Origin of the sequence: Vibrio sp. MED222 (assembly GCF_000153005.1) — a bacterium.
Taxonomy (GTDB): domain Bacteria; phylum Pseudomonadota; class Gammaproteobacteria; order Enterobacterales; family Vibrionaceae; genus Vibrio; species Vibrio tasmaniensis_A.
Genome location: NZ_AAND01000028.1, coordinates 19333 through 41499 on the forward strand (window position 1 = coordinate 19333; position 22167 = coordinate 41499).

The following is a 22167-nucleotide window of genomic DNA, read 5'->3' on the forward strand; positions in this document are numbered from 1 at the left end:
AATTAGTGGCGGAAGTGACGCATGCCCGTAAAGATCATCGCCATGCCGTGTTCGTCTGCTGCTGCGATAACTTCGTCATCACGCATAGAGCCGCCCGGTTGGATAACACACTTGATGCCCGCTTCTGCTGCCGCGTCGATACCGTCACGGAATGGGAAGAATGCATCTGATGCCATCACACAACCTTCAACCTGTAGACCTTCGTCTGCAGCTTTGATGCCTGCGATTTTCGCAGAGTAAACGCGGCTCATTTGGCCAGCGCCAACACCAATTGTCATGTCGCCTTTCGAGTAAACGATAGCGTTAGATTTAACGTATTTCGCTACTTTCCAGCAGAATAGGGCATCTTTTAGCTCTTCAGCTGTAGGTTGGCGCTTAGAAACCACTTTAAGGTCATCTTCAGACACCATGCCTTGGTCGCGGTCTTGAACTAGCAAACCGCCGTTAACGCGTTTCACGTCAAAACCAGTTGTCTTAGTTGTCCACTCACCGCACTCAAGCAGGCGAAGGTTTTTCTTAGCCGCTACGATTGCTACTGCTTCCGCAGAAACAGATGGTGCAATGATAACTTCAACGAATTGACGCTCAGTGATAGCCGTTGCTGTTGCAGCGTCTAGCTCACGGTTGAAAGCGATGATGCCGCCAAATGCAGACGTTGGGTCTGTTTTGAATGCACGGTCGTAAGCTTCTAGGATGTCTTCACCTAGTGCAACACCACATGGGTTAGCATGCTTAACAATTACACATGCTGGCTGGTCGAACTCTTTCACACACTCAAGTGCTGCGTCAGTGTCAGCGATGTTGTTGTAAGAAAGCGCTTTACCTTGGATTTGGCGAGCAGTAGAAACCGACGCTTCTTCAGGGTTCGCTTCAACGTAGAATGCTGCCGCTTGGTGGCTGTTCTCACCGTAGCGCATGTCTTGTTTCTTCTCGAACTGTTGGTTGAACGTGCGAGGGAATTTAGACTCTTCATCAGCCTTCTTTCCTTCTTCATCAAGTAGAGAGGCACCGTAAGATGGAACCATAGTGCCGAAGTAGTTTGCGATCATGCCGTCGTAAGAAGCTGTGTGCTCGAATGCTGCGATAGCGAGGTCGAAACGAGTCTCTAGCGTTAGAGATTTCTCGTTCGCGTCCATTTCAGCAACAACGCGCTCGTAGTCGTGTGCGTTAACAACGATAGTTACGTCTTTGTGGTTTTTCGCTGCAGAGCGAACCATTGTAGGACCGCCGATGTCGATGTTCTCAACAGCGTCAGCAAGGGTACAACCTTCTTTAGCAACGGTTTCTGCGAATGGGTATAGGTTTACAACAACCATATCGATAGGGTTGATACCGTGAGTTTCCATCACGTCATCATCTTGACCACGACGGCCTAGAACACCACCATGAACTTTTGGGTGCAGAGTCTTAACACGGCCATCCATCATTTCTGGGAAACCAGTGTAATCAGATACTTCTGTAACAGAGATGCCTTTTTCAGCAAGCAGGCGAGCAGTGCCACCGGTAGATAGGATATCTACACCACGGTTAGCAAGAGCTTGTGCAAATTCAACGATACCAGTTTTGTCTGATACGCTGATGAGAGCGCGGCGAATTGGACGAGCGTTATTCATGCTTCCATCTTCCTCAAATTCATGGGGTTAAAATAAAGATATTTGCCAAAAAAGAACTTGTTTCTATCTTCTTAGCGTGGAGTATCTTAGATACCAGTAAGAGATAAAATATTGGCCAGTTTTGGTAAAGACCTTTGGGGTGTTCTTATAATCAAGCTATAAGATAACCAACTCCAAATTTGATGGCGCAGATTCTAACTAATTTATTACAAAAAAGCTCGCGCAATCGTTTGGCATCTCAAAATTAATTATGAAAAGTGCCATTTCAGCCTGAAAAGTAACGATAAGGTTAATTGTGGAATGGACGGAACAGTAGGAAAAAACATGTTTCAGATCGGTGAATTAGCGAAACGATGCGGTGTGACAGCCGATACCTTACGGTTTTATGAAAAAAGTAACCTGATTGCTCCTGCCAGTCGCAGTGACTCAGGATATCGCTTATATGATGAAAACAATCAAAAACAGGTGACCTTTATTCTTAAATCTAAAGCGTTAGGGCTGAGTTTAGATGAAATTAAGGAATTGCTCGAGATTCGCTTGGAAGCAACGCAGCACAGTTGCTCGGAAGTGAAAGCCATCACAACGGCAAAGCTGACACTTATTGATGAAAAAATCAGTGAACTTGGCAGAATACGCACGGCATTAAAGAAGATTAATGATGCTTGCTGCGGACATGTAGATGACGATGCGAGCCATTGTTCTATCTTAGGTGCTTTGGCGAGCGAAGATAAACAAAGCTCATGCTGTGCTGCTGATGGTAAATAGCTGAGAAGGTCCCCCGTTAGGGAGAGAGGTTTACTATGGTTGATAACCCTAGGAAGCTTGCAGTATTTTGGCTCTTAGTTGAGCGTCAATTTTTAAAGTGGGTAGGTTATTATGGTAAAGCGTGACTTGGTTGCGGCCAGTCTGCTTTGAAGAGTACATGGCTCTATCAGCTTGAGCCAATAGTTCTTTTATGGTTTTAAGATGTGGTGTGTATTCAGCAACACCGATGCTGACTGTTGGGTAGATGATGTGGCCGTCTACGGTGCATGGTGTTGATTCAATCGTTTTACGAATCGTCTCTGCAACGTAATAAGCTTCAATGGCACTGGTGTGTGTGAGAATGACACCGAATTCTTCGCCACCCAAGCGACCTAGATAATCATCGCAGTCTATTGACTGTTGGCATAAACTCGCGACTTGAACGATTACCTCATCACCAGAGAGGTGGCCAACTTGATCATTGATTTCTTTGAAGTGGTCTATGTCTATCATCAAACAAGTTAAGCTTTGCTTAGGCGGTTGACTGAACTCTTTTTCCAACCCAAGTAAAAAGGCTCGTCTATTTAAAATCCCAGTTAGCTCATCGATTTCAGCGAGTTCTATCAGCTCAGCTTCACGTTGCTGTGCTTTAGTAATATCTCGCTCTTGCCACAGCACGTATTGCTTTTCTGGCGAGAGATACAATGGCTTTAATGTCGATTCAAAATATCGATCGTCTGATTCTTCACCTTGAGCGAAAAGTTGTTCAATAGAAAGCTGAAGTTGCTGACAGGGCGCAAGAGAGTATTGAATGTATTGAATTTCGCGACTGGAATAAGCTTGCTTTGCCGCCTCTAATAGCTGCTTTTCAACCGAGGGAGGCAACAGTTCTGAAACTGTGTGGTGATTTGGATTGTCAAAGTTTTCAACAATACGTCCGGATGTATCCAACAGAAGATGACGATCAGGCAGTTCACGGATCAGTGTGCTAAGCCATTCTTCCCTTTTCATATCAAGCATGTAGCTTCCAGACGATTAGATTAATGGGTCATTATATCGGTAGTGATTACGTTATCAATCGTTACATCTCATTAATTGATTGATAATTGTTCGCTTGTTGCCATATAAACAAAAAAAAGCCGAGTTCAATAAAGAGCTCGGCTTCTAATTCAATAAATTACGAAAGAACGATTAGTTCATGCCGTATTTTTTAAGTTTCTTGCGAAGAGTACCGCGGTTAATACCCATCATGGTTGCTGCGCGAGTTTGGTTACCGCGAGTGTACTGCATGATAGTGTCTAGTAGTGGCTGTTCAACTTCAGCTAATACTAATTCGTATAACTCGCTGACTTCTTGACCGTTTAATTGAGCAAGGTAATTTTTCAATGATGCTTTAACTGAGTCACGTAGTGGCTTCTGCGTGATTTGGTCTTGTGATGTAACTGTAGTTACTGTCAATGCTTCTGAAGTCAGATTTTGTTCGAACATATTCGGTCTAGCTCTTCTCGTAATTATGGTGCAACGTTATCAAAAAAACCTTCTAGCGCTTCAAGCTGCAGATCACCTGCTTCGAATGCGTTGAAGGTACGGCGAAACTCACTCGCTTGTTCATGCTCTTTTAGATACCAACCCACATGCTTACGAGCGATGCGAGGGCCTAAAAACTCTCCATAAAATTCATGTAGAGCGAGCACATGACCAAGCATGATGTCTTTCACTTCCGAAATCGGGAGTGGGTCCATCGTGGTGCCGTTTTCCAAATAGTGTAGGATTTCGTTAAAAATCCAAGGACGCCCTTGGGCAGGTCGACCTATCATTAAAGCATCAGCGCCGGTGTACTCCAGCACAAACTTCGCTTTTTCCGGACTATCGATATCACCGTTAGCGATAACCGGAATAGATACTGCTTGTTTCGCTGCTTTAATGTGTTTGTATTCTGCCTCACCTTTGTACATACAAGCGCGAGTTCTCCCGTGAAGGGCAAGAGCTTGTATGCCGCAGTCTTCGGCTATTTTCGCGATTTGGACACAGTTTCTATTGTCTGTATCCCAGCCTGTGCGCGTTTTCAACGTTACTGGAACGTCGACAGCATTTACCACAGCCTTCAGAATATCTTCAATGAGTTCTGGATGCTGAAGCAGGGCTGAGCCCGCAAGCTTCTTATTCACTTTTTTTGCTGGGCAACCCATATTGATATCGATGATTTGCGCACCGTTAGCAACATTGAATTGAGCAGCCTCGGCCATAAGCTGTGGATCTGCACCAGCGATTTGTACTGAACGAATGCCCGATTCGCCTTCATGTACCATACGCTGCTGAGATTTTGACGTTTTCCAAACTTTCGGATTGGAGGACATCATTTCACTGACTGCCATCCCCGCACCGTAACGAAGACACAACTCACGGAATGGTCTATCCGTTACGCCAGCCATAGGAGCGACGATTAGATTGTTCTTAAGTTGATAATTTCCGATTTTCAAAAATGTCATCACAGTTCTGTACCAGCAAGGGCGCGCATTTTACGCATTTTTTCGCTGCGTGAAAAGACTAATATTTGAGCATTTACAATTTGTTTTTGTAATTCGTTTAAATTTCAATCAATTAGCGCCCAAAGTCTTACCTAGCCTTGCTTGCGACCAGAGATTCGACACCATTCTTGTTGTTCAATGATCGGATCAATGTGAAGCTCATCACGATAATAAGTTGCAACATCTTCCGCTTGTGTATCTAAAACACCCGACATTGCTAGTACACCATTTGGCTTTACTAGACCTTTAATGATGCCAGAAAGGTCGCGTAGTGGACCTGCAAGAATGTTGGCAACAACAACGTCAGCAAGTAAACCTTCCGGTTGATCTTGTGGTAAGAACACTTCTAGTTGCTCTGCCACGCCATTGCGTTGTGCGTTGTCTTTTGATGCAAGCAGGGCTTGAGGATCAATGTCGATCCCGATAACTTTTGCCGCGCCAAGTTTGATCGCAGCGATCGCTAGGATGCCTGAACCACAACCGAAATCGATCACGGTTTTGCCTGTCAGGTCTAGGCCTTCAAGCCATTCAAGACACAATGCTGTTGTTGGGTGAGTACCGGTACCAAATGCAAGACCAGGGTCTAGCATGACGTTTACAGCGTCAGGTTCAGGGATATCGCGCCAGCTAGGGCAAATCCATAAACGCTCACCAAACTTCATTGGGTGGAAGTTGTCCATCCATTCACGTTCCCAATCCTTGTCTTCAATTTGCTCTACTTTGTGAGCAAAGTCTGCAGGGAACATGTTGCTTGCTTTAATCTGCGCTAGAACGACACCAGTGTCAGTCTCAGCGTCGTAAAGCGCGAGAATGTCAGTATCACCCCAAAGGCGAGTTTCGCCCGGCAGAGGCTCAAATACAGGGGTATCTTGTGCATCCAGGAAAGTTACAGAAAGAGCACCAGTCTCTTCCATTAACATGTCGCCGATTTGTTCGGCATTTTCATTGGTAGCATTAAGCTTGATTTGAATCCAAGGCATGGCTGCATCTTCTATATGAGAAAAATTGGATGGCGAGTCTAGCAGAAAATATGAGCAAATTCACCAAAACCCCACGGAATATAATGGGGATGATGAATTGATTATTGCGAGTATTTACAAACAAAAATGCCCACCGAAGTGAGCATTTATTACTGTTCTACAGAGAACGAATTACGGAAGGCTAGCGTCTATTGTAGACCAAGCTTCTTCTCAAGGTAGTGGATGTTTGCCCCACCGTGTTGGAAGTTTTCGTCGTTCATAATAGACAGTTGAAGCTCAGTATTAACGTTAATACCTTCAACAATCATTTCACCCAATGCGTTCTTCATGCGAGCGATAGCAACATCACGGTTCTCACCGTAAGTGATCAGCTTACCAATCATTGAATCGTAGTGTGGTGGCACTGTGTAACCCGTGTAGATGTGAGACTCCCAACGTACGCCCATACCACCTGGAGCATGGAAACGCGTGATCTTACCCGGAGAGGGTAGGAAACGCACCGGATCTTCTGCATTGATACGACATTCGATTGAGTGGCCGCGCAGCTTAATATCATCCTGTGTGAATGATAGAGGCTGACCAGCAGCAATGCGAAGTTGCTCTTTCACTAGATCGATACCCGTTACCATTTCAGTAATCGTGTGCTCAACCTGGATGCGAGTGTTCATTTCAATGAAGTAGAACTCACCGTTCTCGTATAGGAATTCAAATGTACCTGCGCCGCGGTAACCAATCTCAAGACATGCACGAGTACAACGGTCGCCGATGTATTTACGCATTTCTTCAGTGATACCTGGTGCTGGTGCTTCTTCCACAACTTTCTGGTGACGACGCTGCATTGAACAGTCACGCTCACCTAGGTGGATAGCATTACCTTGACCATCTGCAAGCACTTGTACTTCAATGTGACGTGGGTTTTCTAGGAATTTTTCCATGTAAACCATGTCGTTATTGAAACATGCTTTTGCTTCAGCACGAGTCATTGCGATAGCTTCTGTTAGTTCTTTTTCAGTACGAACAACACGCATACCACGACCGCCGCCGCCGCCAGAAGCCTTGATGATTACAGGGAAACCAATGCGCTTAGCGTGCGCTTTGTTTTTCGCTTCGTCGTCGTCAAGAGGACCGTCAGAACCTGGTACACAAGGTACACCCGCTTTTTTCATTGACGTGATAGCTGACACTTTGTCACCCATCATGCGAATGGTTTCAGCTTTAGGGCCAACGAAGATAAAACCACTGCGCTCTACCTGTTCTGCAAAATCTGCATTTTCAGATAGGAAGCCGTAGCCAGGGTGGATAGCGACTGCACCCGTTACTTCAGCAGCGCTGATGATACGAGGAATGTTCAGGTAGCTATCGATACCACGAGCTGGACCGATACAAATGGTTTCGTCAGCAAGCAGTACGTGCTTAAGATCGCGGTCAGCTGTTGAGTGAACCGCTACCGTTTTGATGCCAAGCTCTTTACATGCTCGCAGAATACGCAGTGCAATTTCACCACGGTTCGCGATTACTAATTTATCTAACATAATGAGTGCTCTCTATTATTCGATAATTACTAGAGCTTGGTCGAATTCTACTGGTTGACCGTCTTCAACTAGGATAGCCGTTACAACACCAGATTTATCAGCTTCGATTTGGTTCATCATTTTCATTGCTTCAACGATACATAGCGTTTCGCCAGCAGTTACAGATTGACCAACCTTAACGAATGGTTTTGCATCTGGGCTTGGAGCGCCGTAGAAAGTACCAACCATTGGAGAAAGAACTTGGTGACCAGCAGGAACTGCAGGAGCTGCCGCTTCTGCAGCTACAGGTGCCGCCGCAGGTGCTGCTGCCGCTACAGGAGCTGGAGCTGCTGCATATTGAATAGGCGCTGCAGATACAGGGCTGTTACGACTGATTCGTACTGACTCTTCACCTTCAGAGATCTCTAGCTCAGAAATACCAGACTCTTCAACCAATTCGATTAGCTTCTTGATTTTGCGAATATCCATTGTTTCTTTCTCTTTATCTGTTGATTGAACTTACTCTTTGACTGAGTAGGTTAGTAATAGTTCGTTGTTTTTATTTACTTTGCGTTGAGCTTGTTGAGCGCAGCGGTCAAAGCAAATTGATAACCTTGGGCACCTAAGCCACAAATCACACCTTCTGCTTTATCAGACAGGTAAGAGTGGTGACGGAATGGTTCACGTGCGTGAACATTCGATAGGTGAACCTCAATAAATGGGATAGCAACACCAAGTAGTGCATCACGCAACGCCACACTGGTATGTGTAAAGGCCGCTGGGTTGATAATAATGAAATCAACATTTTGATAAGCACTATGGATAGCTTCAATCAGCTCATACTCACGATTTGACTGTAAGTGAGATAGCTCAACATCGTGTGTTTTCGCTTGCTCGGTCAATGAGCTAATAATCTGGTCAAGTGTTTGAGAACCGTAGTGTGCAGGCTCTCTAAGGCCTAACAGATTAAGGTTTGGTCCATTTAAAACTAGAATGCGAAACTTTGTAGACATTGTGGGGCTATCTTCCTTTATCGTGTTTACGAACGTGAATGTTGCCATTTTATTGAAAATTTGGGGATAATTTCCAGTAAGAAAAACCCAAATTTAAAAATTAGAACCAGATTATAGCTAATTCAGCGCAAATCGCAGCAATTTACTGGTCTAATCTCCTATTGAGAGAGTGTGAGATTGTTACCAACTTAACAAAAAAGCGCCTTAGCCTTAATTTTGTCGAGGATATTTGAGATCAAGATCAGCCATAAAAAAACCGCCACATAGGTGACGGTTTAGAAAGGAGCTGTTTTAAACAGTAATTACGTAATGTGACGGGTTGCTTATGCCAGTTCCGCTTTCTCTGCAATCAGCTTATCGACCACGCTTGGGTCTGCCAGTGTCGACGTATCGCCTAGGTTGCCAGTATCGCCAGTGGCAATCTTACGCAGGATACGACGCATGATTTTACCTGAACGAGTTTTTGGTAATGAGTCGGTCCAGTGCAGTACATCTGGCGTTGCGATTGGGCCTATCTCTTTGCGTACCCAGTCTTTCACTTCTTTATGAAGCTCTGCGGTCGGGAATTCACCATCATTCAACGTGATGTAAGCGTAAATCGCTTGGCCTTTAATATCATGAGGGATACCTACAATCGCAGCCTCTGCGATCTTATCAAATGCGACTAGAGCCGATTCAATCTCAGCGGTACCCATACGGTGACCTGATACGTTCAGAACGTCATCAACACGGCCAGTAATCCAGTAGTAACCGTCTTCATCACGACGAGCACCATCACTGGTGAAGTACATGCCTTTAAAGGTCGAGAAGTAAGTTTGTTCGAAACGGTCATGATCGCCGTGAACGGTACGCATCTGGCCTGGCCAAGAGTCAAGAATCACTAGGTTGCCGTCTGTTGCACCCTCAATGATGTTACCCATGTTATCAACCAGCGCCGGTTGCACACCGAAGAATGGACGCGTCGCTGAGCCCGGTTTTAGGTCTGTTGCGCCTGGTAGCGGTGCAATCAAGATTCCGCCCGTTTCTGTTTGCCACCATGTATCAACAATTGGAGACTGCTCATTACCGATTGTTTTGTAGTACCACTCCCACGCCTCTGGGTTGATAGGTTCACCCACTGAGCCCATGATTCTTAGGCTGTCACGAGACGTGCCTTCAACGGCTTCATTGCCTTTCGCCATCAAAGCGCGAATCGCTGTTGGTGCAGTATAAAGAATATTAACTTGGTGCTTATCGACCACTTCACTCATGCGGCTGGTGTTCGGGTAGTTCGGCACGCCTTCAAACAGAATGGTTTTTGCACCATTGGCAAGCGGTCCGTAAACAAGGTATGTGTGACCGGTAATCCAACCCACATCGGCTGTACACCAGAAAGTTTCGCCTTCTTGGTAATCGAACACGTATTTGAAGGTCATTGCTGCATAAACGAGGTAACCACCTGTAGTGTGCATAACACCCTTAGGTTTGCCTGTTGAGCCTGACGTATAAAGGATGAATAGTGGATCTTCTGCGTTCATCTCTTCTGGTGGGCAATCTGCAGATACATTAGCAATAGCATCGTGCCACCATACATCGCGGTGTTCGTGCCATGCAACATCGCCGCCAGTACGTTTGAATACTACAACCTTTTCGATGTTCTTCACTTCAGGATTCGTCAGTGCTTCATCGACATTTTTCTTCAGTGGAACCGCACGGCCACCACGCACGCCTTCATCGGCAGTGATAACGACTTTAGAATTTGAATCGATAATACGACCAGACAGTGCTTCTGGGGAGAAACCGCCAAATACCACTGTGTGAACCGCCCCGATACGGGTACATGCCAGCATGGCAACCGCAGCTTCAGGAACCATTGGCATGTATAAACAAACTACATCACCTTTGCGCACGCCTTGCTCTTTTAGAGCATTTGAAAACAGGCACACTTCTTTGTGTAGTTCATTAAAAGTTAGAGTTTTGTCATCCGCCGGATCATCGCCTTCCCAGATGATAGCGACTTCATCACCGCGCTCAGCAAGGTGGCGGTCGATACAGTTAGCCGAAACGTTAAGCGTGCCATCTTCAAACCAGCGAATATCAATGTGGCCAGGGTCGAAAGAGGTATTTTTTACCTGTGTGAAAGGTTTAATCCAATCAACGATTTTTCCGTGTTCACCCCAAAAGCCTTCAGGGTCAGAAACAGATTGCTGGTACATGGCTAGGTAAGTGTCATTATCCGCGTGTGTGGTTGATTTAATATTTTCTTTTACCGGATAAACGTGGGCTTCACTCATTGCATCTCTCCTTGTGCCTACATTCCTAATGAACTGGCAACTTCCTTTGTGTTCAGTTTCTAGGTCTATTACAGAACCGTCGTTGTGTTATCACTCTCGACTAGGACGGCGATTTCCACAATTAGACTTTAGGATGAGACGTTGCTTTTCACTTACAAAATAGCGAGTTAAGTTCATTTTTGAGATGTTGCTCTCTATGTGAAGCGCCAGTGGTTGAATTAAGAATAAGAAGAGTTGAAACGGGGCAGATCACCATGTTTCAGGCGAACAAAGATCAGGGCGGCGGAGATAGCGTCTTGTAATGCATCATGTTTATTGACGGGGATAGGTAAATCGAGCTGGCGACAGATGGCGTCCATACTGAGATCAAAATAGGCATTGGGCAGCTGTCTTTCGAGTTTGTCTTGGTAGAGTTGGCTCACTTCGACTAATCGGTTAGGCAGTGGAAATCCAAGCTGTTTTAAACAGGCGCGGTCGAGAATCTTTTTGTCATAGCGGATGTGATAGCCGACTAAAGGACGATTTCCAATGAAGTTAAGTAGCTCGATTAAAGCCTGTTTTTCTTCGATGCCATGCTTTAGATCTTGATGACGAATGCGGTGGATTTTTATTGAATTGCAATCGAGTGATTGCGGGGCGCGCAATCGGACTTCAAAAGGTTGGCTGGTAATGATTCGGTTACCGATGATCTTGGTCGCAGCAATGGTGACTAATTCTGCCTGATTGGGGTCGAGGCTGGTGGTTTCACAATCGAGAGATACGTATTCGTGATTAGCAGGCGCAGTAAACAGAGGCTGATAAGTAGAGCCTTTGAGTTTATGATGCCAGTAATAACGAACCAATCTATTCATCGTTCAATCGCCTAATCCCGTATCTGATAGTGGTAGCCAAGCCATTGCTTGAATTTTTTGACCACATGCAAGCTATGGCGAAGCAGGTCTCTGTCTGCTCGCTCCATCAATTTGACGTTAATCTTGTTGCTACTGTGCTGCTGAGAAAGTCTTTGGGCTAAGCGCCACTTAAAGAACTGTTTGAGTGCTTCACTAAGGTTATCGGCGGTACTTTGCTCAAGCACTTTCTTACAGACCAACTGTTCAATGCGTTCGAAGGTGTTGTTTACCGTGACACCATGCTCAAGACAGAGTGCCCTCACACCATGCACGATAGGGAAAATACCGCCTTGTTTGATATCGAGCCCTGACTTGGATTGTTTAACATTGCCAAACAGGGTGAGGGGTACTGAGAAGTTCAGAGCCGGTCGGCAGAATTCAGTCAGAATCAATTCTTGTCCGAGCATCAAATCACTTAGGTGCTGCTTTACGGGTTTTAATAACTCTCTATTACCCGCAACGGCGTGTGCATCCGCCATGATCGCGATATCCATCACGGTGTCTGGCGTGGCTTTTTTTACCCAATGGGTGAGGGTTTGTTTCCACTCTTGTTCTGAATGCACCCATTTCGGGTTGTTGACCATCACGTTGCCCGGGCACAGTGGGTAACCCAATTGTTGAAGGGTGTGGGTGAGGTCGTTCATGGCACTTTGGCATTGATGCCACTCCAAGCCATCTTGAATTATTAGCGCGTTGTCTTGATCGGTTTTGAGGATTTGTTCTCCACGGCCTTCGGAGCCCAACACGATGAGGCAGCAATGATTATGCAGTGCGGGTGGGATAACCAACTCAAACGCTTTCTCTATTATCTGTTCATTAACGGCTGAAATTAGCTCCATGATGAAGCGCGTGCGAATGCCGTTACTGAGTAGGCTTTCGACCAGTTGACGTTGTTTGTTGGAGGCTAATGCGAGCTCTTCAATGCTGGTGGATCGCGCAATACGCAAAGTGAGCACGTGAGAGTGAGTGGAGAATGCACTGAGGATTTGTGTCATATCCACCATGCCGACAGCATCTAGACCGTCACAAACCATCAACCTTTTTACCCGGTTTCTGGTCATGGTAATCATGGCATTAAATAAGAAATCCCCTTGGTTTACGTGCATCACTGGAAATGTTGCAATCTCGCCAACGGGCGCGTCCTGTGGGAAGTTATCGAGCATTACAGCGTGCAATAAATTGGTTCGTGTGACGATCCCATACGGTAAGGAGCCTGAACCAAAATCTTTTATGCCTTTGTCGTCTAAATGCACCAGCGCCGAGTCTAAGCCTTGCTCTTTTAGGATTTGAGTGACTTGGTTGATGGGTTGCCCTGGCTCAAGAATCAGTGGTGGGTGATAAATAGAGTCATCCACTTTGGTCAATATAAACTCGGCAAGGTTTTGTTGCTGCTGAGCGGCCTCAATCAGAGCTTTCCGTGTCGACAGGTTACTATCAAAGTAGGCGGCAAATTGACCATTGGCGTGATAAAGATCGAGAAAAACATCGGTAGGCAGTAGGTAGCTTAAGGTGTCTTCGAGTGCGATATATTGATGTTTGGTGTGAGGTTCAAACTGGCTGCGCACATCAAAAATATCGTCATTGGCGTAATGTGCGTAAATCTCACCATCACTGCTCGCGCGCTCTTCAACGGCTCCTTTGATCAGGATATGCAGGTGTCTGCTCGGCCTATCTGCTTCCAGTATCACTTCTTGAGAGCGGTAATACACCACGTCTAATGAAGAGCGAAGCTTCAATTGTTCCGTATCGGACAGGCTATCGAAGGGTGGGTGCTGCATATTAAATTTTTCAGGCATAAGCATCACAAGAAGTGGGAGTCTTTAATCAGTCTGACAAAATACCAGCGAAGCTCCAGACGACTTTAGTCTAAATGCAGACTAGATATCGATGAACGTGATATAGCTTGGTGATAAGTGATAAGTGATAAGTGATAAGTGATAAGTGATAAGTGATATCTAGGCTAATTGAATATAGGAATGCTATCCCAGTAATAATTCCCTTTTTCATCCTACTCTAGATAGGCATAATTGGAGCCGCCTTTTTCCGCACACTTTATAGGTTATTTATGTTTAGCCCCTCTCCTTACGGATGGATATCTCAGTATTTTCTTGGTTTCTTTTTTGCGTATGGTGTGTACTTGCCATTTTGGGCGTTGTGGTTTGAAGACCAAGGCGTTTCTGCAGGGGACATCGGTGTATTGATTGGTATTGGTTTTGCGACTCGCTGTGTTGCTAACCTTGTGATTACGCCGCGCATCCATAACGTAGAGAATCTTTTGCCCGCTCTGCGCTGGTTGAGCTTCGCCTCATTGTTATTTGTTGGTTTCCACTTCTTTACTGGAGGCAGTTTTCTATTGATGCTGTTGGCAACAGTATTGTTTAACCTGTGTTGTGGGCCGGTTATCCCTCTTTCTGACGCAATGGCTAACCATTACAGTCGTCTTAAGATGCTTGACTATGGACGCACTCGTTTATGGGGTTCGATTGCTTTTATTGCGGGTTCAACCGTGGTGGGTTATTTAGTCGCACAGTTCGGCACTGATATGATTTTGTATACAGCGCTTGTTGGTGTGCTGTTGTCGTTAGTGTTGGCGATGAGAAACCCTAACGTGATGCCAGTAACGCAATCTGAGAAACAAGCAGTGCGACCAAAATTAGGTGAGTTACTGCGTGAGTCGTCTGTGGTTAAATTTTTGGCCTTGATGGCGTTGCTGCAAGGTAGCCATGCGGCTTACTACAGTTTTAGTGCGATTTACTGGAAAGAAGCCGGTCACTCAGAAGCGATTATTGGTTATTTATGGAGCCTAGGCGTTGTTGCTGAGGTGGCTGTGTTTGCTCTCAGTAAGCGCTTATTCTCTGGCTGGTCAATGCGTACTCTATTCGTGGTAGCTGCAATCGGTGTGATGGCTCGTTGGGGGATTACCGCATCAACAACGGCGATTTTCGCCTTGGTTATGGTGCAAATGCTGCATGGTGTGACGTTTGCTATGGCGCATATCGCAGCCATTCAATACATTCAATCAGAAGAACAGAATAAAATGGTCGCGCTGCAAGCTCTGTATAACGCGATCCCATTGGGGGCTGTTATCGCACTAATGACGACCTTAAGTGGTTGGGGCTATGAGCTTTGGGGGGCAAACATCTTCTGGGGTATGGCCGCGATGGGGGCTCTTGCTCTGTTCATTAAGTTGGACGAGAGAAGTTCAGTGGTTGAGATTAATCAATCAGGTTCGGAACAATTAGAATCTAACAGCAAATGCTGATAATTAGAGTCTGAAGCACAGAATTTAAGCGATTCGATTGAGTTAATGACCCATCCTTAGTTAAATGAAACCTCTCCCTTATGGAGAGGTTTTTTTATGGATGAAAAAGGGTTTTTAATGCAAGGATGGATAGTAATTCCAGTCTCTTTAGCCTATTTGGGCGTGTTATTTCTGATCGCTTGGTATGGAGACAGGCAGGTTCGCTGGCTATCGCGTTGGCGCCCATGGATCTATAGTCTTTCGATTGCAGTGTATTGTACCTCTTGGACTTTCTATGGAACGGTCGGACAGGCGAGCAATAACCCATGGTCCTTTTTACCCATCTATCTCGCCCCCATTCTGGTCTTTACACTCGGGTGGCGGATCTTGGCGCGGTTGATCCTGATTGCAAAGCGTGAACACATCACTTCAATTGCCGACTTTATCGCGGCTCGTTATGGAAAATCTCAGGGCTTGGCTGTTGCCGTCACCGTGATTGCCGTGGTCGGTATTCTTCCTTATATCGCGCTACAGCTGCGTGGTATTACGATGGGGCTAGATATTGTTGCGCCAAACCTAGCGTCTGATTTCGGTTATCAGGATTATCACGTCTCTTGGTTTGTGGTCGGTGCTTTGGCCATTTTTACCATGCTGTTTGGTACAAGACACATTGATAACACAGAACATCACCGTGGCATGATGATGGCGGTGGCGTTTGAATCTATCGTTAAGCTTGCAGCATTCTTGATTGTTGGCCTGTTTATTATCTACCTGGCGATGAGCAGTGACAAAATTGACTTGTTTGATGTGGCGGCTTCCACCTACGAATCGCCTAATATTCCGACCTTAATTATTCATACCGTTTTGACCATGTTGGCGATTGTCTGTCTGCCGCGTCAATTCCACACCATGGTGGTTGAGAACGAACGTCCTCAAGATTTGCATACCGCTCGCTGGTTGTTTCCTCTTTATTTGATTTTGATGGGCCTGTTTGTGCTGCCAATTGCTTGGGCAGGACAAGGGCTGCTCACCGACATGCCGGCTGATACTTACGTGATCAGTGTACCAATGGCAGAAGGTGCGAATCACATTGCTTTGTTAGCTTTCCTCGGAGGTACTTCGGCGGCGAGTGGCATGGTGATTGTCTCGACCATCGCATTAGCGATCATGGTATCGAATGATTTAGTGATGCCATTGCTGCTGCGCCGTATGCGCCTAACTCAAAGAACCCATCGACATTTTTCTGGCATGTTGCTGGTGATTCGACGCGGGTTGATTTTACTGCTGTTACTGGGTGCTTGGCTGTTCTATCAAGCGCTCGATACCATTCACTCACTGTCGGCGATTGGCTTTCTTTCCTTTGCGGCGATTGCTCAATTCGCGCCAGCACTTATTGGTGGTTTGTACTGGCGTCCGGGCAACCGGAAGGGGGTTTATGTCGGCTTAATGGTGGGCTCGTTGATTTGGCTGATCACCCTGATGAGCCAAACCAGTATGCTGGCGGGCGATAGTGAAAGTAACCTTTTACTGTGGATTATCACGCCACCAGAGTTGCTCAACAGTTGGGAGATCAGCAGTTCAAACTGGGGGATTGTGCTGAGTATTTTACTGAATACTTTGTGTTATGCCGTGGTTTCTATGGTGACCAGACCAAGCCTAAGTGAGCGTTTACAATCGGCTGCTTTTATTGGCACACCATTACCAGAAAATGAGAACATCAGCCTCTATCAGAGCCGTGTGACGGTCGCTGAATTAGAAATGCTGGCGTCTCGTTTTGTGGGGCGTAAGCGTGCGAAAAGTGCCTTACAGAGTTATTGGCAACAGCACGGGCAGCCGCTACTTCCTAACCAACAAGCGCCCGCAAGCCTGATTCGACATGCAGAACGTGTGCTCGCTGGTGTATTCGGTGCATCTTCAGCTAAGTTAGTACTTACTTCGGCCTTGCAGGGCAGAAATATGCAGCTTGAGGAAGTGGCGACCATCGTTGATGAAGCCTCTGAACTGTACGATTTCAGCCGTGGTTTACTGCAAGGTGCGATTGAACATATTGGTCAAGGCATTGCCGTAATTGACAAACAAATGAGGCTGGTGGCGTGGAATCAACGTTACTTAGAACTGTTTGAGTTCCCTGCAGGCTTGATTCAGGTGGGTCGACCCATTTCAGATGTAATTCGTCACAATGCTGAGCAAGGTTTGTGTGGCCGAGGCGACCCAGAAGATCACGTTCGACGCCGTGTTTATCACCTTGAGCAAGGCACGCGACACACCTCATCTCGTATTCGTCCGGATGGTCGAGTGATTGAGGTGCAAGGTAACCCAATGCCAAGTGGTGGCTTCGTCATGAGCTTTACCGATATCACGGTTTTCAGACAAGCAGAGCAAGCGCTAAAAGATGCTAATGAAAGCTTGGAATCGAGAGTCCATGAACGAACTCAAGAGCTCGAGAAGCTTAACCATCGTTTGGTAAAGGCGACGCAAATATCTGACCAAGAATCACAATCTAAGAGTCGTTTTCTTGCGGCTGTTAGTCACGATTTGATGCAGCCATTAAATGCTGCTCGCTTGTTTGCTTCTTCGCTATCTGAGGTCGCAAAAGAACAAGAGGAGAAGCAGCTTTCTTCTCATATCGAAAGTGCGTTGGGTGCGGCTGAAGATCTGATTGGCGACCTGCTTGATATCTCGCGATTGGAGTCAGGAAAATTAGAAACCAACATTCACGCGATTGCCGTGCATGATGTACTGACCAACCTGAATGCAGAATTTAGCGCTTTAGCGACACAGCAAAAAATACAGTTTCAGATGATTCCATCGTCACTGTTTATTCACTCTGACCCTAAGTTATTAAGACGAGTGATTCAGAACTTTTTAACGAATGCGTTTCGCTATAACCCTGAAGGGAAAGTGGTCCTCGGTGCGAGACGAGTGAATGATCAGGTACGAATTGATGTGTGGGATAACGGAACCGGTATCGATGAAGACAAGCAACAAGAGATCTTCGAAGAGTTTACGCGAGGTAGCCAAGTACGAGCCGATCAGGGGTTGGGATTAGGGTTGGCGATTTCGAAAGGGATTGCTCATGTGCTTGGTCATCAAATATCGATGCGTTCATGGCCGGGAGAAGGTAGCGTCTTTTCCATCACCTTAGCGAGAGCAGAGCAGGTGGCTCCGGTTGTACAAGCTTCGACGCCAATGGCGACCAGTGACATCGAACATCTGAAAATACTGTGTGTCGATAATGAGCGCGAGATTTTAGTCGGCATGGAGAACTTGATTGGTCGTTGGGGCTGTGAGGTTAAGACCGCCGTCGACTTAGTCGAAAGTTTGAAGTGTCTCGATGATGATTGGCAGCCGGATGTGATTTTCTCTGATTATCGCCTCGATAATGGCCGAACGGGTCTCGAAGTGTTGCAACAATGCCGTTTACGTCTTGGAGATTCTTTTGAAGGGGTCATTATCAGTGCAGATAGAACCGATGACATGCTGGCAGCAATAAAAGCCAATAGCTTCAGCTTTATCGCTAAACCCGTCAAGCCGCTAAAACTCAGAGCGGTTCTAAATCGGGTGAGTTAATTAGGAATAATCAGCTCGAATTCCTAATTAATGAACGGATGTAAAAAAGGCCTCGGATGAGGCCTTTTTTGTTTCAGTAAGGATCGTTAATGCCTATTCGCTTTTTAACTAACTAGCCCGCAATACCGCCCTGCGTCAGCGTGCTTGGATCAAGCAGCTTGCTGAGTTCTTCTCGGCTAAGATCCGTTTCTCGTTCGGCCACATCAAGAATCGGTAAGCCCTCTTTGTAGGCTTTCTTGGCAATATCAGCCGCTTTTAGGTAGCCAATCACAGGGTTAAGTGCGGTCACCAGAATTGGATTCTTTGACAGTGCCAAATCGAGGTTGTCTTGGCGTACCGTGAAGGTAGAAATCGCTTTATCAGCCAGTGCGACTGAACTGTTTGCTAACAACTCTATGCTTTCTAATACGTTATGAGCAATAACGGGCAGCATCACATTTAATTGGAAGTTACCCGATTGGCCTGCAATCGTAATGGTGGTGTCATTGCCAATCACTTGTGCTGCCGCCATTGCAGCTGCTTCTGGAATTACAGGGTTCACTTTGCCAGGCATGATCGATGAACCCGGCTGTAGAGCCTGCAACTCAATTTCCCCTAAGCCAGCCAACGGCCCTGAATTCATCCAGCGAAGATCGTTTGAGATCTTCATGATCGCAACTGCTGCAGTTTTAAGCTGACCTGACAGTGCAACGATCGCGTCTTGGCTACTGAGGTTAAAAAAGAAGTTTTCACTCGAGGTAAAACTGATCTTTGTCGATTGAGACAGGTTACTTGCAAACTTATCGGCAAAGCGTGGGTCGGCATTAATCCCCGTACCTACCGCTGTACCACCTTGAGCAAGCGCCTTGACTGCTGGCAAGCTGCTTTCTATCGCTTGCTTGGCATGTTCAATCTGAAATTTCCAACCACCAAGCTCTTGAGCAAAGGTAATCGGCATTGCATCCATTAGATGGGTACGGCCAGTTTTGACTACCTCAGCAAGTTCATGCTGTTTTACGGTAAGCGCCGCAAAAAGGTGGGTAAGTGCAGGCAACAGCTTATTTTCTGCCATCAAAGCGACACTGACTTGGATTGCTGTCGGCACGACATCGTTACTGCTTTGCCCCATGTTTACGTGATCATTCGGGTTCACGTCTCCTTGCAGGCTTCTTGAAGCGAGTGTCGCAATCACTTCGTTGGCATTCATGTTGGAGCTCGTACCAGAACCGGTTTGGTAAACATCAATAGGGAATTGCTCGAGGTGTTTACCCTCAATGATCTCTTGGCTAGCTTCGGCTATCGCGTTGGCAATATCACCTTCTAATAAACCTAACTGAGCGTTGGTATCGGCGGCGGCCTGCTTAATCAGCGCCAGTGCTTGAATGAAACTGGCTGGCATCTTGTGTGAACTAAACGCGAAGTTATCAGCGGCACGTTGAGTTTGAGCTTGGTATAGCGCATCGGCAGGAACTTTCACTTCGCCCATGCTGTCTTTTTCTATCCGAAATTGTAGAGTCATCTTCTATCCTTGTTAGCCAAGTGGGGCTTGGACTTGTTGTAGTGTTTGGCTGAGATTCAAAAAACGCGCTTGGCCTTGAGGCTGCTGGCAGTAGTGGCGTTTCAAATAAAATAGTGGTGAGTGAATAGAGTCTAGGCAGATATGACGAAAGGCGAAACTGCGTTCTGGAGACTCAATCGCTTCAATCAAATGGAAGAAAACTTGGCGCAGATACAGCTCGCACAACAAGATATTTTCTTGGGCGGCATGCTTTTCATAGTAAGCAGAAAGCGTGAGTGCGCACTCGATATACTCTCGAATCACAAACGGTTCATGGCCTTGAACTTGTTCTAATGAAGCAAAGCGATCCTGTGCTTTGTAAAACCTCGAATAAAGAACCTGCTGCTCTTTCATCATCTGCATCTCATCAATGAGTGTTAATGATAATTATTATCAAATGAGATTTTAAAAACAACCCTTTGTTTCTCTTTTTATAAAGTGAGTAGGAAAAGAAAAAGCCGCTACATGAAGTATCGGCTTTCTGGAGTCAGTACCTAATCCCTACAATGTAAGTACTGATTCATTTTTGCTAAACATCTTTGTTTCGTGGTAGTGCTTAGTGGTCGTGAGCTTCACCAGCACCTTTCGGGTAACGAATGTTCTCAACCATCTCTTGTACATCTTCAGGAACTTCAGCGGTCACTTTGTTCACTGCAATTGATACTACGAAGTTTAGACACATACCTAGCGTACCGATGCCTTCTGGGCTGATACCAAACCACCAGTTTTCCGGTGTGCTTGCTGCTGGGTTAATGAACTTGAAGTAGATGATGTAGCTTGCTGTGAAGGCAATACCTGACAACATACCTGCAATTGCGCCTTCCTTGTTCATCTTCTTGTAGAAGATACCTAGGATGATCGCTGGGAAGAAGGATGCTGCGGCTAAGCCGAAGGCAAACGCTACTACCTGTGCTACAAAGCCTGGTGGGTTAATACCCAAGTAACCTGCACCTACAATCGCGATCATGGCAGCTAAACGAGCGGCTAACAGCTCCTGCTTGTCGGTCATGTTTGGTCTAAAGCCTTTCTTCAACAAGTCATGTGAAATCGACGTTGAGATTACCAATAGCAGACCCGCGGCTGTTGATAGTGCTGCGGCTAAGCCACCAGCTGCAAGCAGTGCGACAACCCAGTTTGGTAGTTTTGCTAGTTCTGGAGAAGCCAGTACGATGATGTCACGGTTAATCTTCATTTCGTTGCGTTCGTCGCCCGAGTAGAACATTTTGCCATCGCCGTTCTTATCTTCCCAACCAACTAGGCCAGTGCTTTCCCAGTTTTTGTACCAGCTTGGTGCTTCTGCTGCTGCGACACCTTGCATGTCTGGGCCATTAATCGTTTCGATCATATTTACACGAGCGAAGGCTGCAACGCCTGGCGCTGTTGTGTATAGCAATGAGATGAACAGTAGTGCCCAACCCGCTGAGATACGAGCATCACGTACTTTTGGTACCGTGAAGAAACGAATGATTACGTGTGGAAGACCGGCAGTACCTACCATTAGAGCTGCACAGATGAAGAATACATCTACCATGCTCTTGTTACCTTCGGTATAGGCTGTAAATCCGAGCTCTTCGGTTAGTCCATCCAGTTTATCAAGTAAGTATACATCTGTACCTGATAGCGTTGAGCCCATACCAACTTGTGGAAGTGGGTTACCTGTCATCATGATTGAGGTAAAGATTGCTGGAACAAGGAAGGCGAAAATGAGGACACAGAATTGAGCTACCTGCGTATAAGTGATGCCTTTCATGCCACCAAGCACTGCGTAGAAGAACACAATACCCATACCAATGATGATGCCTAGGTTAATATCAACTTCTAGGAAACGAGAGAATACAACGCCAACACCACGCATCTGGCCCGCAACGTACGTAAATGATACGAAGATTGCACAGAATACCGCTACCATACGTGCTGTTTTCGAGTAGTAACGTTCACCGATGAAATCAGGAACCGTAAACTGACCGAACTTACGTAGGTAAGGTGCTAAACATAGCGCAAGTAGTACATAACCACCTGTCCAACCCATGAGGTAAACCGCACCGTCGTAACCAACGAATGAGATGATACCTGCCATTGAGATGAATGATGCTGCCGACATCCAGTCAGCGGCTGTTGCCATGCCGTTTGCTACTGGGTGTACGCCGCCGCCAGCAACGTAGAATTCACTCGTTGTTCCAGCGCGAGCCCAGATTGCGATGCCGATATAGACTGCGAAAGTAATACCGACGAGAATAAACGTCCAAGTTTGAATATCCATGTTCTAG

General features: G+C 46.1%; 17 protein-coding genes. 3 read left to right on the forward strand and 14 right to left on the reverse strand.

What is annotated here, in order from left to right:
- Window positions 1–2 precede the first annotated feature (2 nt).
- Complete coding sequence (gene purH / locus MED222_RS00330) at window positions 3–1613, reverse strand: bifunctional phosphoribosylaminoimidazolecarboxamide formyltransferase/IMP cyclohydrolase (RefSeq protein ID WP_009844686.1); 1611 nt, start codon at window positions 1611–1613, stop codon at window positions 3–5.
- 324 nt (window positions 1614–1937) lie between these two features.
- Between purH and zntR the strand changes: the two genes are divergently transcribed.
- On the forward strand, window positions 1938–2378 hold the full coding sequence (gene zntR / locus MED222_RS00325) for a Zn(2+)-responsive transcriptional regulator (protein ID WP_009844687.1): 441 nt from the start codon (window positions 1938–1940) through the stop codon (window positions 2376–2378).
- A 48-nt stretch (window positions 2379–2426) separates the two neighbouring features.
- Here the strand turns inward: zntR and MED222_RS00320 are convergent, their stop codons facing one another.
- The 10 genes from MED222_RS00320 to MED222_RS00275 form a co-directional block, all read right to left on the reverse strand.
- Entirely contained in the window at window positions 2427–3377 is a 951-nt protein-coding gene (locus tag MED222_RS00320) for a GGDEF domain-containing protein (protein WP_009844688.1), read from the reverse strand.
- A gap of 171 nt (window positions 3378–3548) precedes the next feature.
- Window positions 3549–3845, reverse strand: coding sequence for a DNA-binding transcriptional regulator Fis (fis, locus tag MED222_RS00315; RefSeq protein WP_004729744.1), 297 nt, complete (start codon window positions 3843–3845; stop codon window positions 3549–3551).
- A gap of 23 nt (window positions 3846–3868) precedes the next feature.
- Window positions 3869–4837: a tRNA dihydrouridine synthase DusB gene (gene dusB / locus MED222_RS00310; protein ID WP_009844689.1), complete on the reverse strand. Its 969-nt coding sequence runs from the start codon at window positions 4835–4837 to the stop codon at window positions 3869–3871.
- Window positions 4838–4977: 140 nt separating this feature from the next.
- The gene (gene prmA, locus MED222_RS00305; protein WP_009844690.1) at window positions 4978–5865 is read right to left on the reverse strand and encodes a 50S ribosomal protein L11 methyltransferase; all 888 of its coding nucleotides are present in this window, start codon (window positions 5863–5865) and stop codon (window positions 4978–4980) included.
- Window positions 5866–6053: 188 nt separating this feature from the next.
- Window positions 6054–7397 carry an acetyl-CoA carboxylase biotin carboxylase subunit gene (gene accC, locus MED222_RS00300; RefSeq protein ID WP_009844691.1) on the reverse strand — a complete coding sequence of 448 codons (1344 nt, stop codon included), beginning with the start codon at window positions 7395–7397 and terminating at the stop codon, window positions 6054–6056.
- A gap of 15 nt (window positions 7398–7412) precedes the next feature.
- The gene (accB, locus tag MED222_RS00295) at window positions 7413–7865 is read right to left on the reverse strand and encodes an acetyl-CoA carboxylase biotin carboxyl carrier protein (RefSeq protein WP_004729736.1); all 453 of its coding nucleotides are present in this window, start codon (window positions 7863–7865) and stop codon (window positions 7413–7415) included.
- 74 nt (window positions 7866–7939) lie between these two features.
- Window positions 7940–8389 carry a type II 3-dehydroquinate dehydratase gene (gene aroQ / locus MED222_RS00290; RefSeq protein ID WP_009844692.1) on the reverse strand — a complete coding sequence of 150 codons (450 nt, stop codon included), beginning with the start codon at window positions 8387–8389 and terminating at the stop codon, window positions 7940–7942.
- A gap of 323 nt (window positions 8390–8712) precedes the next feature.
- The gene (gene acs, locus MED222_RS00285; protein ID WP_009844693.1) at window positions 8713–10662 is read right to left on the reverse strand and encodes an acetate--CoA ligase; all 1950 of its coding nucleotides are present in this window, start codon (window positions 10660–10662) and stop codon (window positions 8713–8715) included.
- Between the two features lie 218 nt (window positions 10663–10880).
- Window positions 10881–11513: a 3'-5' exonuclease gene (locus tag MED222_RS00280; RefSeq protein WP_009844694.1), complete on the reverse strand. Its 633-nt coding sequence runs from the start codon at window positions 11511–11513 to the stop codon at window positions 10881–10883.
- 11 nt (window positions 11514–11524) lie between these two features.
- Window positions 11525–13354, reverse strand: coding sequence for a DUF294 nucleotidyltransferase-like domain-containing protein (locus MED222_RS00275; protein WP_009844695.1), 1830 nt, complete (start codon window positions 13352–13354; stop codon window positions 11525–11527).
- 263 nt (window positions 13355–13617) lie between these two features.
- Here MED222_RS00275 and MED222_RS00270 point away from each other — a divergent pair, with 263 nt between their 5' ends.
- Both MED222_RS00270 and MED222_RS00265 read left to right on the forward strand, forming a co-directional pair.
- Complete coding sequence (locus MED222_RS00270; RefSeq protein WP_009844696.1) at window positions 13618–14814, forward strand: 3-phenylpropionate MFS transporter; 1197 nt, start codon at window positions 13618–13620, stop codon at window positions 14812–14814.
- 117 nt (window positions 14815–14931) lie between these two features.
- Window positions 14932–18363, forward strand: coding sequence for a hybrid sensor histidine kinase/response regulator (locus MED222_RS00265; protein WP_032554989.1), 3432 nt, complete (start codon window positions 14932–14934; stop codon window positions 18361–18363).
- Between the two features lie 112 nt (window positions 18364–18475).
- On the opposite strand, the gene MED222_RS00260 is transcribed toward MED222_RS00265, so the two are convergent.
- From MED222_RS00260 to MED222_RS00250, 3 genes are all read right to left on the reverse strand, one after another.
- Window positions 18476–19861: a class II fumarate hydratase gene (locus tag MED222_RS00260; RefSeq protein WP_032554988.1), complete on the reverse strand. Its 1386-nt coding sequence runs from the start codon at window positions 19859–19861 to the stop codon at window positions 18476–18478.
- 12 nt (window positions 19862–19873) lie between these two features.
- Complete coding sequence (locus MED222_RS00255; RefSeq protein WP_009844699.1) at window positions 19874–20257, reverse strand: hypothetical protein; 384 nt, start codon at window positions 20255–20257, stop codon at window positions 19874–19876.
- A 199-nt stretch (window positions 20258–20456) separates the two neighbouring features.
- Entirely contained in the window at window positions 20457–22160 is a 1704-nt protein-coding gene (locus MED222_RS00250) for a sodium:solute symporter family protein (RefSeq protein ID WP_009844700.1), read from the reverse strand.
- Window positions 22161–22167: the final 7 nt, after the last annotated feature.

Coding starts and splice junctions, on each gene's coding strand:
- fis (WP_004729744.1), bottom strand. CDS start 3,845: ATGTTCGAACAAAATCTGACTTCAGAAGCATTGACAGTAACTACAGTT.
- MED222_RS00275 (WP_009844695.1), bottom strand. CDS start 13,354: ATGCTTATGCCTGAAAAATTTAATATGCAGCACCCACCCTTCGATAGC.
- acs (WP_009844693.1), bottom strand. CDS start 10,662: ATGAGTGAAGCCCACGTTTATCCGGTAAAAGAAAATATTAAATCAACC.
- MED222_RS00260 (WP_032554988.1), bottom strand. CDS start 19,861: ATGACTCTACAATTTCGGATAGAAAAAGACAGCATGGGCGAAGTGAAA.
- MED222_RS00320 (WP_009844688.1), bottom strand. CDS start 3,377: ATGCTTGATATGAAAAGGGAAGAATGGCTTAGCACACTGATCCGTGAA.
- aroQ (WP_009844692.1), bottom strand. CDS start 8,389: ATGTCTACAAAGTTTCGCATTCTAGTTTTAAATGGACCAAACCTTAAT.
- MED222_RS00280 (WP_009844694.1), bottom strand. CDS start 11,513: ATGAATAGATTGGTTCGTTATTACTGGCATCATAAACTCAAAGGCTCT.
- accB (WP_004729736.1), bottom strand. CDS start 7,865: ATGGATATTCGCAAAATCAAGAAGCTAATCGAATTGGTTGAAGAGTCT.
- purH (WP_009844686.1), bottom strand. CDS start 1,613: ATGAATAACGCTCGTCCAATTCGCCGCGCTCTCATCAGCGTATCAGAC.
- MED222_RS00265 (WP_032554989.1), top strand. CDS start 14,932: ATGCAAGGATGGATAGTAATTCCAGTCTCTTTAGCCTATTTGGGCGTG.
- prmA (WP_009844690.1), bottom strand. CDS start 5,865: ATGCCTTGGATTCAAATCAAGCTTAATGCTACCAATGAAAATGCCGAA.
- MED222_RS00255 (WP_009844699.1), bottom strand. CDS start 20,257: ATGATGAAAGAGCAGCAGGTTCTTTATTCGAGGTTTTACAAAGCACAG.
- MED222_RS00250 (WP_009844700.1), bottom strand. CDS start 22,160: ATGGATATTCAAACTTGGACGTTTATTCTCGTCGGTATTACTTTCGCA.
- MED222_RS00270 (WP_009844696.1), top strand. CDS start 13,618: ATGTTTAGCCCCTCTCCTTACGGATGGATATCTCAGTATTTTCTTGGT.
- accC (WP_009844691.1), bottom strand. CDS start 7,397: ATGTTAGATAAATTAGTAATCGCGAACCGTGGTGAAATTGCACTGCGT.
- zntR (WP_009844687.1), top strand. CDS start 1,938: ATGTTTCAGATCGGTGAATTAGCGAAACGATGCGGTGTGACAGCCGAT.